This is a genomic window from Paraburkholderia sp. SIMBA_054, from assembly GCF_046534875.1.
In the GTDB taxonomy this organism is placed as follows: Bacteria; Pseudomonadota; Gammaproteobacteria; order Burkholderiales; family Burkholderiaceae; genus Paraburkholderia; species Paraburkholderia hospita.
In genome coordinates this window covers 1-234 of sequence record NZ_JAWRXV010001758.1, presented here as the reverse complement: position 1 = coordinate 234, position 234 = coordinate 1, and the positions used below count along the sequence as shown (strand labels likewise).

1 protein-coding gene is annotated in these 234 nt (G+C 60.3%); it reads left to right on the top strand.

The window, feature by feature from the left end; translation table 11 throughout:
* Positions 1-234 (top strand): ABC transporter permease subunit (locus SB822_RS61125; RefSeq protein ID WP_410859661.1); only part of this gene is annotated, 234 nt, incomplete at both ends.

The following is a 234-nucleotide window of genomic DNA, read 5'->3' as shown; positions in this document are numbered from 1 at the left end:
GCACCTCTCTACGCACGGCTCGCCGAAACGGCGATGCGTGAGGTGGACCAGAGCCTGATCGAAGCTGCCGAGAGCATGGGTGCAACGCCAATTCAGATCATCTTCAAGGTGCTCTTGCCTGAAGTGCTACCCGGGATCATTGCGGGGCAAACAGTTACGCTTGTCAGCCTTGTCGGGTACTCGGCGATGGCAGGAACAGTCGGCGGCGGTGGACTGGGCGATCTCGGAATTCGC